Below are 14591 nucleotides of genomic sequence, written 5' to 3' on the forward strand. Positions count from 1 at the left end.
GATGGTGAAGACGATCACGCCCAGCCCGATCGGGATGCCCAGCGTGGTGACGCCCGCACCGATGGGCCGGGCGAGGAAGGCCTTGTCGAAGGCGATCAGCGCGATGTAGCCGTAGTACACGAGCAGCATCAGCACCGTGAGCCAGCCGCCGAAGCGGTTGCGCTTTCGCCGAAGCTCGAGGTATTTAGGATGGGAGCGGATGCGCTCCGTGACCGGGTCGCTCATGAGGGGTCTCCTGGCATCTGGAATGAGCCTGCGGGCGCATTCTTCGGTGCCGCGCCGCCCCCGTGGGCGCGGTGCAATCATTCGTCACACGGCGCGAACACTCGTGTGACAAGGCTTGCGCGGAACTGACGGCGCGCGCCCCGCGCGGCGCCCTGCGCGCCCTATTCCCAGGTGACGTCGGCCGCGAAGAGGTAGCCCGCGCCGTACACCGTCTTGATGATCGCGGGCGCGTGCGGGTCGGCCTCGATCTTCTTGCGCAGGCGCGAGATGCGAACGTCGATGCTGCGGTCGGTGGGCAGCAGGTCGCGCGCGCCCATGAGCTGCTCGCGCGTGAGGATCTGGTGCGGCCGCTCGACGAAGCAGCGCAGCACCTGCGTCTCGGCGGTGCCCAGCAGGTGCTCGGCGCCGTCGGGCGCGCGCAGCACGTTGGCAGCGCAGTCGATGCGCCAGCCGTTGAAGCTGGCGTAGCGCCGCTGGCCCGGCGCCTGGCCGGCCGCCAGGCTGCGCCGGCGCAGGATGCTGCGCACCCGCGCCACCAGCTCGCGCGACTCGAAGGGCTTGGTCACGTAGTCGTCGCCGCCCAGCTCCAGGCCCATCACGCGGTCGGCCGGGTGGCCGCGGCCGGTGAGGATGAGCACGCCCGCGTTGCCGGCGGCGGTGATGCGGCGCATCAGGTCCAGCCCATCCATGTCGGGCAGACCCAGGTCGATGATGCACAGGTCGGGCTTTTCCACCTGCAGCCGGCGCAGCACGGCGGCGCCGCTGCCGAAGGCCTCGCAGGCGAAGCCGAACTCCTGGAGCGTGGAAAGCACCAGCTTCGCCACCGCCGGGTCGTCCTCGATCACGTAGACCAGGGCGGGCGGGCTGCTGTCGTCGGCGCCGGCGGCGCGGTGCGTGGTGCCGCCGGCCGGCGTGCCGTGGGGGTGGTTCATCGCGGTCTCCCTTCCTCGATCGCGCGGGCGAGCTGCTCGGCGGTGAATGGCTTGGTCAGCAGCGGCACGCCGGCCGGCCGCGCGATGTCGTCGGGCGCGTTGCCGCTCATCAGCACCACGGCCGGGCCGGGCACGGCGCCGCGCGCCGCATGGGCCACCGCCACGCCGTCGATGCGGCCGGGCATCGCCACGTCGGACAGCACCAGCGCGATGCCGGGCGTGTGCTGCAGCAACTGCAGCGCCTCGGCGCCGCCGTCGGCCTCCAGCACGGCGTAGCCCAGCTCCAGCAGGCTGCGGCGGATCACGCGGCGCACCTGGGCGTCGTCGTCCACCAGCAGGGCCAGGCCCTGCTGCACGGCGGGCGCGGCGGCGCCCGCCTCGCGCCCGGCGCCCTCGGCCGCCGGCGGCTCGGTGGCCGGCAGCCACAGCGTGACGGTGGTGCCCTGCCCCGGCGCGCTGCGCAGGTCGATGGCGCCGCCCGACTGGCGGATGAAGCCGTACACCACCGACATGCCCAGGCCGGTGCCGCTGCCGGGCTGCTTGGTGGTGAAGAAGGGCTCGAAGACGCGCGCCACGGTCGCGGCGTCCATGCCGGCGCCGTCGTCCTCCACCTCGATGCGCACGCAGTCGCCGGGCGACATCTGCAGCGGCGTGGCGTGCGCGGCGTCCAGGTGCGCGGCGCGGGCGCGCAGGGTGATGCGGCCCAGCGGCCCGGTGGCGTCGCGCGCGTTGAGCACGAGGTTGATCAGCGCCTGCTCCAGCAGCGTGGCGTCGATCCAGGTCCACAGCGGCGCCGGGGCGGCGTCCACCGCGAGCGTCAGCGTCTCGGGCAGCGAGTGGCGCACCAGCCGGGCCACCGTGTCGACCAGCGCACCGACGTGCACCGAGGCCGCCTGCAGCGGCTGGCGCCGCGCGAAGCTCAGCAGCGCGCGCACCAGCTCGGCGCCGCGGCGCGCGGCGTCCAGCGCGGGCTGCACGTATTCCGGCACGGCCTCGTCCTGCGGGCGGGCCTGGGCCAGCGCGTCGAGGTTGCCGATCACCACCGTGAGGATGTTGTTGAAGTCGTGCGCCAGGCCGCCCGTCAGGTGGCCCAGCGATTCGAGCTTCTGCGCGCGCGCCACCAGCGCCTGCGCGCGGCGCTGCTCGGTGATGTCGAAGGTCAGCTCGAAGCAGCCGGCCACGCTGCCGTCCTCGGCGATCTCGGGCGCGAAGGAGGTGCGGACCAGGCGCCGCTCGCCGCCGAGGGTGGTCAGTTCGTAGGTGAAGCTCTGCGCCTCGCCGGCCATCGCGCGCCGCACGTGGGGCCGCACGATGGCATACACCGCCTCGCCCAGGAAGCGGCGCGCGCTCACCGTCTCGGGCCGGGCGGTGTCCACGCCGAACCAGTCGCGGTAGCCGCGGTTGAGGTAGCGGTACACGCGCTGGCGGTCGAAGTACGCCACCAGGGCGGGGATGGAGTCCATGACGAGCCGCACCCGCTCCTCGCTCTGCTGCAGCTCGGCGGTGCGCTCGGCGACGCGGCTTTCCAGCTCGGCGTTCTGGCGGCGGATGGTGGCCTCCGCGCGGCGGCGCTCGGTCACGTCGGAGTACAGCGTCACGAAGCCGTGGCCCGGCACCGGCTGGCCGCGGATGCGCAGCACCGTGCCGTCGGGCCGCACGCGCTCGATGTCGTGCGGCGTGAAGGTGCGCGCGGCGGCGATGCGTTCGGCCACCTGCTGCTCCGGGTCGCCGGGGCCGTAGTCGCCGCGGCGGGCGTTGTACTCGATGAAGCTGCGGAAAGGGGCACCCAGCCAGGCCATCTCCTCCGGGAATTCCAGCAGCTTCACGTAGGCGCGGTTCCAGGCCACCAGGCGCAGGTCGGCATCGAAGATCGACAGGCCCTGCTCCAGCATGTCCAGGCCGGTCTGCAGCGTCAGGTAGCGCTCCAGCGGCGCGGGGGCGCCGGCCGCGTCCTGTCCGGCGAGGTTGCAAACATTCGTCATATTCAGGTGCCTCTCCTGCAATCTTCGTACGCCATCCTCGCGCCATCCATTGTCGGCACAACGGTGCAGGAGACAAATTTGACGCGCATCAATCCGTACGACCTGGGGCTGGACCGCAACCCGGCCAACTTCGTGGCGCTGACGCCGCTGTCGTTCATCGCGCGGGCGGCGCACGTGCATCCGCAGCGCACCGCGCTGGTCTACGGCGGGCGCCGCCAGAGCTGGGCAGAGACCTACGCCCGCTGCCGCCGCCTGGCCGGCGCGCTGGCGGCGCACGGCGTGGGACCGGGCGACACCGTGGCCTGCATGCTGCCCAATGTGCCCGCCATGTACGAGGCGCACTTCGGCGTGCCGATGACGGGCGCCGTGCTCAACACCCTGAACACCCGGCTGGACGCCCAGGCCATCGCCTTCATGCTGCAGCACGGCGAGGCCAAGGTGCTGCTGACCGACCGCGAGTACGCCGGCGCTGTCGGCCAGGCGCTGAGCGCGCTGGGCGCACACCGGCCGCTGGTGATCGAAGTGGAGGACGACACCGCCCCCGAGGGCGCGCGGCTGGGCGAGATCGGCTACGAGGACTTCCTCGCGCAGGGCGACCCGGCGTTCGACTGGCAGCCGCCTTCGGACGAGTGGAACGCCATCGCCCTCAACTACACCAGCGGCACCACCGGCAACCCCAAGGGCGTCGTCACGCACCACCGGGGCGCGTACCTCAACGCCGCCAGCAACGCGCTGGCCTGGAACCTGCCCGACGGCGCCGTCTACCTGTGGACGCTGCCCATGTTCCACTGCAACGGCTGGTGCTTCCCCTGGACCACGGCGCTGATGGCCTGCACCAGCGTGTGCCTGCGCAAGGTGGACCCGGCCCTCATCTTCCCGCTCATCCGCGAGCACCGCATCACGCACCTGTGCGGCGCGCCCATCGTCTACAGCCTGCTGATCGCCGCGCCGCCCGCGCTGCGCGAGGGCATCGGCCACACCGTGCAGGGCCTGGTGGCCGGCGCCGCGCCGCCCGCGGCGGTGATCGAAGGCTGCGAGGCCGCGGGCATCGCCATCACGCACGTCTACGGACTGACGGAGGTGTACGGCCCCTCCGCCGTGTGCGCCAAGAAGCCCGAGTGGCAGGACCTGCCGCCGGTGGAGCGCGCCCGCATGAACGGCCGCCAGGGCGTGCCCTACCCGCTGCAGGAAGCGGTGACGGTGCTGGACCCGCAGACCCTGCAGCCGGTGCCCGCCGACGGCGAGACCATCGGCGAGATCTTCTTCCGCGGCAACGCGGTGATGAAGGGCTACCTGAAGAACCCGACGGCCACCGAGGAGGCCTTCGCCGGCGGCTGGTTCCACACCGGCGACCTGGGCGTGCTGCACCCGGACGGCTACGTGAAGATCACCGACCGCAGCAAGGACGTGATCATCTCCGGCGGCGAGAACATCTCCTCCATCGAGGTGGAGGACGCGCTGCACCACCACCCCGCCGTGATGACTGCCGCCGTGGTCGCGCTGCCCGACGAGAAGTGGGGCGAGGTGCCCTGCGCCTTCGTCGAACTCAAGCCCGGCGCGAGCGTGGACGAGGCCGAGCTGCTGGACTTCTGCCGGCCGCTGCTGGCGCGGTTCAAGCTGCCCAAGCGCATCGTGTTCGGCGAGCTGCCCAAGACCTCCACCGGCAAGATCCAGAAGTTCGTGTTGCGCGAGCGCGTGCAGTCGGCCCGCGCCATCGAGTGAGCCCCATCCACCCCCGGAGACAGACCATGAGCGACACCCTCCCGACCCAACGCACGTACGACCCGCCGGCCGAGCTGGCCCGCACCGCCCGCGTGGCCGGCCGCGCCGCCTACGACGCGCTGGCGGCCGAGGCCGACGCCGACCCGCAGGCCTTCTGGGGCCGGCTGGCGCGCGAGTTCGTCGGCTGGAAGCAGCCCTTCACCCGCGTGCTGGACGACAGCCGCGCGCCCTTCTTCGAATGGTTCAACGACGGCACGCTCAACGCGAGCTGGAACTGCCTGGAGCGCAACATCGAGCGCGGCCTGGGCGACAAGACGGCCATCGTCTTCGAGGCCGACGACGGCGCCGTCACCCGCGTCAGCTACCGCGAGCTGCTGGCGCGCGTGAACCGCATCGCCAACGCCCTGAAATCGCTGGGCGTGAAGAAGGGCGACCGGGTGGTGATCTACATGGCGATGTCGGTCGACGGCGTGGCCGCCATGCAGGCCTGCGCGCGCATCGGCGCCATCCACTCGGTGGTGTTCGGCGGCTTCTCGGCCCATGCGCTGCGCGACCGCATCGCCGACACCGGCGCCAGCCTCGTCATCACCGCCGACCAGCAGGTGCGCGGCGGCAAGCAGCTGCCGCTGAAAGCCATCGTCGACGAGGCGCTGGCCCAGGGCGGCTGCGCCAGCGTGCGCCACGTGCTGGTGGCGCGGCGCACCGGCGCGGCGGTGCCCTTCCAGGCGCCGCGCGACCTGTGGCTGGCCGAGCTGGCCGACGGCCAGAGCGAGCAGTGCGAACCCGAGTGGGTGGAGGCGGAGCACCCGCTCTTCCTGCTCTACACCTCCGGCTCCACCGGCACGCCCAAGGGCGTGCAGCACGCCACCGGCGGCTACCTGCTGCAGGCCGCGCTGAGCTGCGCCTGGACCTTCGACCTGAAGCCCGAGGACGTGTTCTGGTGCACCGCCGACATCGGCTGGGTGACGGGCCACACCTACATCGCCTACGGCCCGCTGGCGCTGGGTGCGACGCAGGTGGTCTTCGAGGGCGTGCCCACGTACCCGGACGCCGGGCGCTTCTGGAAGATGATCCAGGACCACGGCGTGACGGTGTTCTACACCGCGCCCACCGCCATCCGCTCGCTCATCAAGGCGGCCGAGGCCAACGAGGCGGCGCACCCGAAGCAGTACGACCTGTCGAGCCTGCGCATCCTCGGCTCGGTGGGCGAGCCGATCAACCCGGCTGCCTGGGAGTGGTACCACCGGCACGTGGGCGGCGGCCGCTGCCCCATCGTCGACACCTTCTGGCAAACCGAGACCGGCGCGCACATGATCACGCCGCTGCCGGGCGCCACGGCGCTGGTGCCGGGCTCGTGCACCCTGCCCTTCCCCGGTATCGCCGCCGCGGTGGTGGACGAGACGGGCAACGAGCTGCCCTGGGGCCAGGGCGGCATCCTGGTGGTCAAGCGGCCCTGGCCAGCGATGATCCGGACCATCTGGGGCAACCCGGAGCGCTTCAGGAAGGGCTACTTCCCCGAGGAGTTCCAGGGCCGCTACTACCTGGCCGGCGACGGCGCGATCCGCGACGCGAAGACGGGCTACTTCACCATCACCGGCCGCATCGACGACGTGCTGAACGTCAGCGGCCACCGCATGGGCACGATGGAGATCGAATCGGCCCTGGTCGCCAAGACCGACCTGGTGGCCGAGGCCGCGGTGGTGGGCCGCCCCGACGACACCACCGGCGAGGCGATCTGTGCCTTCGTCGTGCTCAAGCGTCCGCGCCCGACCGGCGAGGAGGCCAAGGCCATCGCCAACGAACTGCGCAACTGGGTGGCCAAGGAGATCGGCCCGATCGCCAAGCCCAAGGACATCCGCTTCGGCGACAACCTGCCCAAGACGCGCAGCGGCAAGATCATGCGGCGCCTGCTGCGCTCCATCGCCAAGGGCGAGGCGATCACGCAGGACACCTCCACCCTCGAGAATCCGGCCATCCTCGAACAGTTGGCCCAGACCAACTGACAGCGGCCCCTCAGCCGCGCAGCACGAGGTCGGCGCCCTTCTCGCCGATCAGGATCGCCGCCGCGTTGGTGTTGGCCGAAGTCATGGTCGGCATCACCGAGGCGTCGATCACGCGCAGCCCATCGACGCCGCGCACGCGCAGATCCGCGTCCACCACCGAGCGTGCGTCGCCGCCCATGCGGCAGGTGCCGACCGGGTGGAAGACCGTGCCGCCCTTGGCGCGGGCGAACTGCGCCAGCGCCTCGTCGGCGCGCAGATCGTTGCCCGGCAGGTACTCGACGCCGGTGACCAGGTCGCGGAAGGCCGGCTGCGCGTAGATCTCGCGCAGCATCTTCAGGCCCTCGACCAGCACGCGGATGTCGTGCGGCTCGGTGAGGTAGTTGGCGACGATGCGCGGCGGCGCCAGCGGATCGGCCGAGCGCAGCGAGACCGTGCCGCGCGATTCCGGACGGCACTGCGCGGCCGACGCCGAGAAGCCCGAGAAGCCGTGCAGCGCGTCGCCCGGCTTGTCCACCGACAGCGGCATCACGTTGAACAGCACGTCGGCGCGCGCGTCCTTGGCGACCGCCGTGCGCACCATGCCGCCGACCTGCCCGGCGCCCACGGTGAGCGGACCGCGCTGGCCGAACAGCCACTGCGCCCCCATGCGCGCCAGGCCCAGCGGGCTGCGCACCTGGTCGTTCAGCGACATGCGCTCGCGCAGCTTGACGATCACGCGGGCCTGGTAGTGGTCCTGCAGGTTGGCACCGACCTCGGGCGCGTCCACCTGCACCACGATGCCGTGGCGGCGCAGTGCGTCGGCCGGGCCGATGCCGGAGAGCTGCAGCAGCTGCGGGCTCTGCAATGCGCCGGCGGCGAGGATCACGTCGCCCTCGGCCCGGGCCTGGTGCAGCCGCCCGCCCTCGAGCCACTCCACGCCGGTGGCGCGGCCGCCCTCGACGATCACCCGCGTCACGTGCACGCCGGTCTTCACCTGCAAGTTCGGCCGCGCCAGCGCCGGCTTGAGGAAGGCGGTGGCCGCGTCGCAGCGCCAGTGGCCGCGCAGCGTGAGCTGGTAGGTGCCCAGGCCCTCGTCGCGCGCGCCGTTGAAGTCGTCGCTGGCCGGATAGCCCGCCTGCGCACCGGCCTCCAGCCACGCCGTGCAGTAGGGATGGTCGTTGCGCAGGTCCGAGACGCACAGCTCGCCCGATCCGCCGTGGTATTCGCTCTCGCCGCCCGCGTAGCGCTCCGACTTCCGGAAGAAGGGCAGCACGTCGCGGTAGCCCCAGCCCTCGGCGCCGGCGCGCGCCCAGTCGTCGAAGTCGGCGTGCTGCCCGCGGATGTAGATCAGCCCGTTGATCGCGCTGGAGCCGCCCAGCACCCGGCCGCGCGGCCAGACGATGCTGCGGTTGGCCGTCTCGGACTGCGGCTCGACCTCGAACTGCCAGGAGAAGCGCGGGTCGTAGATCGAGCGGAAGTAGCCCACCGGCAGCCTGAGCCAGAAGTGCCCGCCCGCGCCGCCGGCCTCCAGCAGCAGCACGCGGCGGCCGGCGGCGCTGAGCCGGTTGGCCAGCACGCAGCCGGCCGAGCCGGCGCCGACGATGATGTGGTCCACACCGCTCATGGCTGCGGCAGGCCCAGGCGGGTGAAGGCCTCCGGCGGCGCGTCGTTGCGGCGCATCACCTCGGCCATCGCCGCCTGCAGGCGCGCCTCGATCTGCGCATCGCGGAAGGGCCGCGCCTGCTCGTAGTCGCCCTGCAGGTCGTAGAGCACGGTGGTGGTGTCCTCGTAGCCCCCGCCCTGCCCCTGGTGCCCGGTCGGCTGGCCCTTGTCGTTGCGCCGCGCCGGCACCTTCAGCACGGGAACGCCCTGCGTGAAGGAGAACGGCGGCGACAGTTGCGCGCCGCGCAGTTCGTCGACGTGGAACATCGACTTCAGGTGCATCGGCATCAGCGTGTACTCGTACAGCATCTGCCGCGTCATGTCCTCGGGGTAGAGGAAGTAGGTGTAGCGGCCGTCGGTCGCGTTGGTGCCGGCGCCGAACATCCCGTAGAGCGCCACGTCGCGCAGCCGGCCGTCGCCGTCGAGCAGCGGCAGCAGGTCGTGGCCCTCGCAGGTCGCGGGCGCGGCCACGCCGTGCATCGACAGCAGCGTCGGCATCAGGTCGACGGTCTGCGTGAGCGCCCGGCGCCGCTGGCCGGCCTTCGACGCGTGCGCCGGGTGGTGGATCATCAGCGGGATGTGCGCGATCTCGTTGAAGAAGGGCATGCGGTTCTTGCCCCACCAGTCGTGCTCCGCGAGCAGGAAGCCGTGGTCGGTAGTCAGCACGAGCGCCGTGTCCTTCCACATGTCGTGCCGGTCCATGTAGTCGAGCAGGCGCCCGAAGTACGCGTCGCACATGCTGATCAGCGCGGCGTAGTTGGCGCGCAGCTCGGCGATCTCCTCCGGCGACTCGGCGCAGCGCTTGTAGCGCGGCCAGTCGAGGATGGGACCGCGGTAGCCCGTGGGGAAGGCCTCGCGGAAGCGCCGCGGCGCATGGAAGGGCTCGTGCGGGTCGAAGCACTCCAGGTGCAGCAGCCAGTTGTCGGCGCCGCGGTTGGCGTCGAGGAACTCGAAGCCGGCCGCGAAGGTGCGGGGGCAGCAGTAGTCCGCCTCGTCGCGCATGAACTCCCGGTTGACCATCGCCTGCAGGCGGCCGTCGGCCGGGCCGGCGGGCTGCTGCATGGCGTGGTATTGCGTGCGGAAGCGCTCCAGCGGCGGCTGCACCATCGCCTTCCACTTGTCCCACTCCTGCCCGCGCACGAACTCCCAGGTGCTGTAGCGGTTGTGGTACGTGGCGCCCCCGTCCTCCCAGTAGTGGTAGTGGTCGGAGACCAGGTGGGTGTGCACGCCGGCCTGCGTCAGCAGCGCCGCGAAGGACTGGTCGAAGGGCTCCAGCGGCCCCCAGCTGCGGTGCAGGAAGTTCAGGCGCCCGGTGTGCATCTCGCGCCGCGCGGGCATGCAGGGCAGGCTGCCGACGAAGTGCGTGTCGAAGACGACGGACCGCTCCGCGAAGCGCGAGAACGAGGGCGTGGGGATCGCGCTGCCGCCATAACAGCCGAGCGCGTTGCGGACCAGGGAATCGAAGAGGACGAAGATGGTCTTCATGGTCACTCGGCCTTGATGCCGGCCTGCCGCACGATGCGCTCCCAGCGCTGGGCGTCCGCGCGCATCTCCTGCGCGAAGCGCGCCGGGTCCTGCGCCGCGGCCACGGACAGGCCGCTGCGCCCGAAATTCGCCTCGACCGCGGCGCCGGCGAAGCCGCGCCCGATCTCGGCGGCCAGCGCATCCACGACCGGCCTGGGCGTTCCGCGCGGCGCCAGCATCCCGATCCACTGGTCGGCGTCGAAGTCCGGCACGCCGGACTCGATCATGGTCGGCACGTCGGGCAGCAGCTTCAGGCGCTTCGTGCTGGCGACGGCGAGCGGCCGCAGCTTGCCGGCCTGGATCTGGGGCAGCGCCACCGCCGCGTTGGCGAAGTGGTAGTTCACGCGGCCGGCGACCTGGTCGACCATGGCCGGTGGCGCGCCCTTGTACGGCACGTGCACCGCCTGGATCTTCGCCGCCGACTTGAACCATTCGCCGGCGAGGTGGCCCGGGCTGCCGTTGCCCGCCGAGGCATAGCTGAGCTGCCCCGGCCTGGCGCGCGCCATGCGGATCAGCGCGTCGACCGAATCGACGCCCAGCCCCGGATGCGTCACGAGGATCAGCGGCGCATGCGCCAGGGAGGCCACGGGCTCGAAGTCCTTGAACAGGTCGAAGGGCATGGGCATGCCCAGCGCGCGGTTGATGGCGATGGCGCTCGTCGTCACCAGCAGCGTGTACCCGTCGGCCGGCGCCTTCGCGACCACGTCGGCACCGAGGTTGCCGCCGGCGCCCGGCTTGTTGTCGACCACGAAGGGCTGGCCCATCGTCTTCTGCAGGTGCTCGGCCGCCAGCCGGGCCGGGATGTCCACCAGGCCGCCGCCCGGCCAGGCCACGACCACGCGCACCGCCCGCTCCGGGTAGCCCGCGGCCATCGACCGCGATGCGCCCAGCCAGGCCGCGGCGGCCGCCCATCCAGCAAAGGTTCGCCGCTTCATGCCTTCACCTGCCCGGTGAACAACGACGGATCGAAGTACTGCTGCGCCTTCAGTGCATTGGGGATGTTCGCCGTCTGGACGAAGAAGTCCGTCACCTGCTGCAGCCAGCCAGTGACGGTGCCGTCGGCGTACTTCGCGCGCCACTCGGCGGCGGAGTAGTACTTGGAAGCCTTGAACTGCTCCTTGAACTCGGCCAGCGGAACGTCCTTGTACTGCGTCTTCTGCAGCTGCTCGGCCGCGGCGTCGGGGTTGGCGACGATCTGCTCGTTGGCCGGCAGCCAGCCGGCGATGAGCCTGGAGAGCACGGCCTTGTTCTTCTCGTAGTAATCGTTGCGCGCCGCCCAGCCGCCGACGATGGCGGCCTGCGGGAAGAAGGCCGAGGCATCGACGATCTTGCGCGCGCCGGGCAGCTTGCCGCGCACCACCGAGTCGAAGGGGGCCCACAGCGCCACGGCCGGCACCGCGCCGGAGATCAGCGAGGTCACCGCCTCCGACATGCGCTGGTTGACCAGGCGCACGTCCTTCGTCGGATCGAGCCCCGCCGAGCGCAGCGCCCGGTCGAGGAACACGTGCGCCGTGGTGCCGGTGGTGGTGGAGATCTGCTTGCCCTTGAGGTCGGCGATGCTGTTGATGCCGGCATCGCCGCGCACCCACAGCTGCGCCGTGGCGTACTCGATGTCGTTGATCAGGAAGACCTTGCCCTGCCCGCGCGCCGGGAAGTTGGACAGCACCGCGCCCGTGGCCAGCACGTCCAGGCTGCCGCCGATCATGGCCTGGAAGAGCTCCAGCCCGGTGGTGAAGAGCACCGGCTCCAGCTCCAGGCCCTGTTTGGCGAAGCTGCCGGACTGGATGCCGAGCCACATCTGGCCGTCCACGGCCGGCGTGTGCAGGTAGCCGACCTTGACCTTGGTGCGCGACTGCGCGAGGGCGGGCAGCCCGATGCCGAGGGCGGCCGTGGCCGCGGCGGTGTGGCGGATGAAGCTTCTGCGCTGGATGGGCATGAGGTGTCTCCTGTTTGAAATGGGGTGCATCGATCAATCCGACAGGCGCACGGCCTGGCGTGCCTGCGCCGCGTACTCCTGCATGACGAGCTCGCGGATCTGCGCGCGCAGGGCGGCGAAGCGCGGGTCTTCGTGCACGTTCTCGGCGCGCGGGTAGCCGAAGGGCACGTCGATCACGGTGCGGATGCGCGCCGGCCGCGCCGTCACCACCACGATGCGCGAAGACAGGTAGATCGCCTCGTCCACCGAGTGCGTGATCAGCATCACCGTCTTGCCCTCGGTCTGCAGCACCTGCAGCAGCAGGTCCTGCATGGCGCTGCGCGTCTGCGCATCGAGCGCGCCGAAGGGCTCGTCCATCAGCAGGAACTGCGGGCGCACCGCGTAGGCCCGCGCGATCGCCAGGCGCTGGCGCATGCCGCCCGACAGGTGCTTGGGGAAGTGGTCGGCGAAGTCCGAGAGGCCCATGAGGCCCATGTAGCGCTCGACGATGCCCTTGTGCTCGGACTTCGGCACCTTGTTGCCCGCCAGGTTGAGGCCGAAGGCGATGTTCTGCCGGACGGTGAGCCAGGGGAAGACGCCGTACTCCTGGAAGATCACGCCGCGGTCGGGGCCCGGCTCCTGCACCGGCCTGCCGTCCAGCAGCACCTGGCCGGCGGTGGGCTGCACGAAGCCGCCCAGGATGTTCATCAGCGTCGTCTTGCCGCAGCCCGAGGGGCCGATGACCGAGACGAACTCGCCCTGGCGGATGTCCAGCGAGACGCCGTCCAGCACCCGCATCGGGCCCTGTGCGGTGGGGAACTCCACCATCACGTCGCGGAAGGAGACGCGCACCGGCGCGTCGGTCGGTTGGGCCGTGTTCATGCGATGCGGTCCTGCCAGGCCACCAGGCGGCGGCTCAGCGCGCGCAGCAGCAGGTCCATGACCAGCGCGATGAAGCCGATGCAGATGATGCCCACGTAGATGATGTCGAGCTGGAAGAAGGACGAGGCGTCCTGGATCAGCGCGCCCAGGCCCTGCTGCGCGGCGATCAGCTCCGAGGCCACCAGCGTGGCCCAGGCCACGCCCAGCGCCACGCGCACCGCCGTGAGGATGTGCGGCACCGTCAGCGGCACGATCACCTTGGCGAAGATCTCGAAATCGTTGGCGCCCAGGGTGCGCGCCACCCGCACGAAGATCGGGCTGATCTGCGCGATGCCCTCGTACATCACGATCACGCCGGCGAAGAAGGAGGCGTAGAACAGGATCACCGTCTTGGCCGCCTCGCCGATGCCGAAGTACACGATCACCAGCGGGATCAGCGCGATCGGCGGCAGCGCGCGGAAGAAGTTGATCACCGGATCGACGAAGCTGCGCAGCCCCCTGTACCAGCCCAGGCAGAAGCCCACCGGCACCGCCAGTAGCGTGCCCAGCGTCACCCCGATGAACACGCGCTGGGTGGACATCCACACGTCGCCCGGCAGGCGGCCGCGGGCCAGTTCGGCGAACTTGGCCGCCACCTGGTGCGGCGCCGGCACCAGCGCCGGGTTGACCAGGCCGCTCGCGCGCACCCCGTACCACAGCAGGAGCAGCAGCGCCCAGGGGGCGAGAATCAGGAGGATGCGCAAGGCGGCCGGCCGGCTCGGCATGGAAGACGTCTCCGATGGGAACTGTGTTCGAGCAGGGGGTGGCTGCCCGGATGGTTTGGTCGTACTATAGACCAGACGTTTAGATATATACAAATAACCTGCACCGTCTCGTGAACACGCCCCCCTTCTCCGACAGCCCCATTCCGCGCTACCTGCAGGTGGCCGACGTGCTGCGCCAGCGCATCGCGCGCGGGCTGTGGCCCCAGGGTCATCGCCTGCCCTCGCTGGAAGAACTGGGCGCCGAGTTCGGCGTGGCACGCGTCACCATGCGCCAGGCCATCGAGCTGCTGGCGCGCGACGCTCTGGTGTCGCCGCAGCAGGGCCGCGGCACCTTCGTCACCGGCAGGCCCGCCAACGAGCGCTGGCTGAGCGTGGTGACCACGCTCGACGCGCTGGCGCGCATGTACCGCGACACCGAGCCGCAGATCGTCAACATCGACGAATCGACCGCCGCCCCCGCGCTGCGCCCGGACGAAGGCACGCCCGCCGAGCGCTACGTCTTCATGCGGCGCGTGCACTCGCGCGACGGCCAGCCCTACTGCGTGATCAACATCCACCTGGACGAGCGCATCTTCCGCCGCAGCCCGAAGCGCTTCCGCGACGAGACGGTGATCCCGATCCTGACCTCGATGAAGAGCGTGACCATCGCCCACGCGCACCAGGTGCTGACCATCGGCACGGCCGACCTGGAAGTGGCCCGCCTGCTGGGCGTGCCGGTCAATGCGCCGGTGGCCGAGGTGCGGCGCGTGTTCCGCGACGAGACCGGCCGCGTGATCTACCTGGGCGAAGTCACCTACCGCGGCGACGCCATCCACGTCGAGATGAACCTCAAGCCATGACCGACGACTCCACGCCGATCGCCGTCGCCCGCGTCGAGGCGCACGTCTTCCGCTACCCCGTGAAGACGCCGGTGCGCACCTCCTTCGGCGTGATGCACGACCGGCCCGCCGTGTTCGTGCGCGTGGAGGACGAGGACGGCGCCGCCGGCTGGGGCGAGATCT

At 71.2% G+C, this 14591-nt stretch carries 12 protein-coding genes; 3 read left to right on the forward strand and 9 right to left on the reverse strand.

What is annotated here, in order from left to right; genetic code table 11:
- The 3 genes from ACIY1X_RS17120 to ACIY1X_RS17130 form a co-directional block, all read right to left on the reverse strand.
- On the reverse strand, positions 1–225 hold a 225-nt coding region (locus ACIY1X_RS17120; protein ID WP_399682719.1), incomplete at its 3' end, for a DUF485 domain-containing protein.
- Positions 226–386: 161 nt separating this feature from the next.
- Positions 387–1157: a response regulator transcription factor gene (locus ACIY1X_RS17125; RefSeq protein ID WP_399682721.1), complete on the reverse strand. Its 771-nt coding sequence runs from the start codon at positions 1155–1157 to the stop codon at positions 387–389.
- A complete protein-coding gene (locus ACIY1X_RS17130; RefSeq protein WP_399682724.1) occupies positions 1154–3139 on the reverse strand; it encodes a PAS-domain containing protein in 1986 nt (661 codons plus the stop codon). Before ACIY1X_RS17130 ends, ACIY1X_RS17125 begins: the two co-directional genes overlap by 4 nt.
- A 78-nt stretch (positions 3140–3217) precedes the next feature.
- On the opposite strand from ACIY1X_RS17130, the gene ACIY1X_RS17135 reads away from it, so the two are divergent.
- Entirely contained in the window at positions 3218–4861 is a 1644-nt protein-coding gene (locus tag ACIY1X_RS17135) for an acyl-CoA synthetase (protein ID WP_399682727.1), read from the forward strand.
- Positions 4862–4887: 26 nt separating this feature from the next.
- Positions 4888–6864, forward strand: coding sequence for an acetate--CoA ligase (gene acs, locus ACIY1X_RS17140; protein WP_399682730.1), 1977 nt, complete (start codon positions 4888–4890; stop codon positions 6862–6864).
- Positions 6865–6874: 10 nt separating this feature from the next.
- Here the strand turns inward: acs and ACIY1X_RS17145 are convergent, their stop codons facing one another.
- From ACIY1X_RS17145 to ACIY1X_RS17170, 6 genes are read right to left on the reverse strand one after another with little or no spacing between them, the layout of a single operon-like run.
- On the reverse strand, positions 6875–8467 hold the full coding sequence (locus ACIY1X_RS17145) for a GMC family oxidoreductase (RefSeq protein ID WP_399682731.1): 1593 nt from the start codon (positions 8465–8467) through the stop codon (positions 6875–6877).
- Positions 8464–9990 carry a sulfatase gene (locus ACIY1X_RS17150; RefSeq protein WP_399682734.1) on the reverse strand — a complete coding sequence of 509 codons (1527 nt, stop codon included), beginning with the start codon at positions 9988–9990 and terminating at the stop codon, positions 8464–8466. The genes ACIY1X_RS17145 and ACIY1X_RS17150 overlap by 4 nt, the downstream gene beginning before the upstream one ends.
- Before the next feature lie 2 nt (positions 9991–9992).
- A complete protein-coding gene (locus ACIY1X_RS17155; protein ID WP_399682737.1) occupies positions 9993–10964 on the reverse strand; it encodes a tripartite tricarboxylate transporter substrate binding protein in 972 nt (323 codons plus the stop codon).
- On the reverse strand, positions 10961–11965 hold the full coding sequence (locus ACIY1X_RS17160; protein WP_399682740.1) for an ABC transporter substrate-binding protein: 1005 nt from the start codon (positions 11963–11965) through the stop codon (positions 10961–10963). Before ACIY1X_RS17160 ends, ACIY1X_RS17155 begins: the two co-directional genes overlap by 4 nt.
- Before the next feature lie 33 nt (positions 11966–11998).
- Positions 11999–12826: an ABC transporter ATP-binding protein gene (locus ACIY1X_RS17165; RefSeq protein ID WP_399682743.1), complete on the reverse strand. Its 828-nt coding sequence runs from the start codon at positions 12824–12826 to the stop codon at positions 11999–12001.
- A complete protein-coding gene (locus ACIY1X_RS17170; RefSeq protein ID WP_399682746.1) occupies positions 12823–13590 on the reverse strand; it encodes an ABC transporter permease in 768 nt (255 codons plus the stop codon). The genes ACIY1X_RS17165 and ACIY1X_RS17170 overlap by 4 nt, the downstream gene beginning before the upstream one ends.
- A gap of 110 nt (positions 13591–13700) precedes the next feature.
- On the opposite strand from ACIY1X_RS17170, the gene ACIY1X_RS17175 reads away from it, so the two are divergent.
- Complete coding sequence (locus tag ACIY1X_RS17175; RefSeq protein WP_038212978.1) at positions 13701–14429, forward strand: GntR family transcriptional regulator; 729 nt, start codon at positions 13701–13703, stop codon at positions 14427–14429.
- The last annotated feature ends 162 nt before the right edge of the window (positions 14430–14591 follow it).

Origin of the sequence: Xenophilus sp., assembly GCF_044462705.1 — a bacterium.
GTDB lineage: Bacteria > Pseudomonadota > Gammaproteobacteria > Burkholderiales > Burkholderiaceae_C > Xenophilus > Xenophilus azovorans.

Bases quoted from the DNA above. Each gene is read 5' to 3' on its own strand.
- ACIY1X_RS17125 (WP_399682721.1), bottom strand. From the start codon at position 1,157: ATGAACCACCCCCACGGCACGCCGGCCGGCGGCACCACGCACCGCGCC.
- ACIY1X_RS17130 (WP_399682724.1), bottom strand. From the start codon at position 3,139: ATGACGAATGTTTGCAACCTCGCCGGACAGGACGCGGCCGGCGCCCCC.
- acs (WP_399682730.1), top strand. From the start codon at position 4,888: ATGAGCGACACCCTCCCGACCCAACGCACGTACGACCCGCCGGCCGAG.
- ACIY1X_RS17145 (WP_399682731.1), bottom strand. From the start codon at position 8,467: ATGAGCGGTGTGGACCACATCATCGTCGGCGCCGGCTCGGCCGGCTGC.
- ACIY1X_RS17150 (WP_399682734.1), bottom strand. From the start codon at position 9,990: ATGAAGACCATCTTCGTCCTCTTCGATTCCCTGGTCCGCAACGCGCTC.
- ACIY1X_RS17155 (WP_399682737.1), bottom strand. From the start codon at position 10,964: ATGAAGCGGCGAACCTTTGCTGGATGGGCGGCCGCCGCGGCCTGGCTG.
- ACIY1X_RS17160 (WP_399682740.1), bottom strand. From the start codon at position 11,965: ATGCCCATCCAGCGCAGAAGCTTCATCCGCCACACCGCCGCGGCCACG.
- ACIY1X_RS17165 (WP_399682743.1), bottom strand. From the start codon at position 12,826: ATGAACACGGCCCAACCGACCGACGCGCCGGTGCGCGTCTCCTTCCGC.
- ACIY1X_RS17170 (WP_399682746.1), bottom strand. From the start codon at position 13,590: ATGCCGAGCCGGCCGGCCGCCTTGCGCATCCTCCTGATTCTCGCCCCC.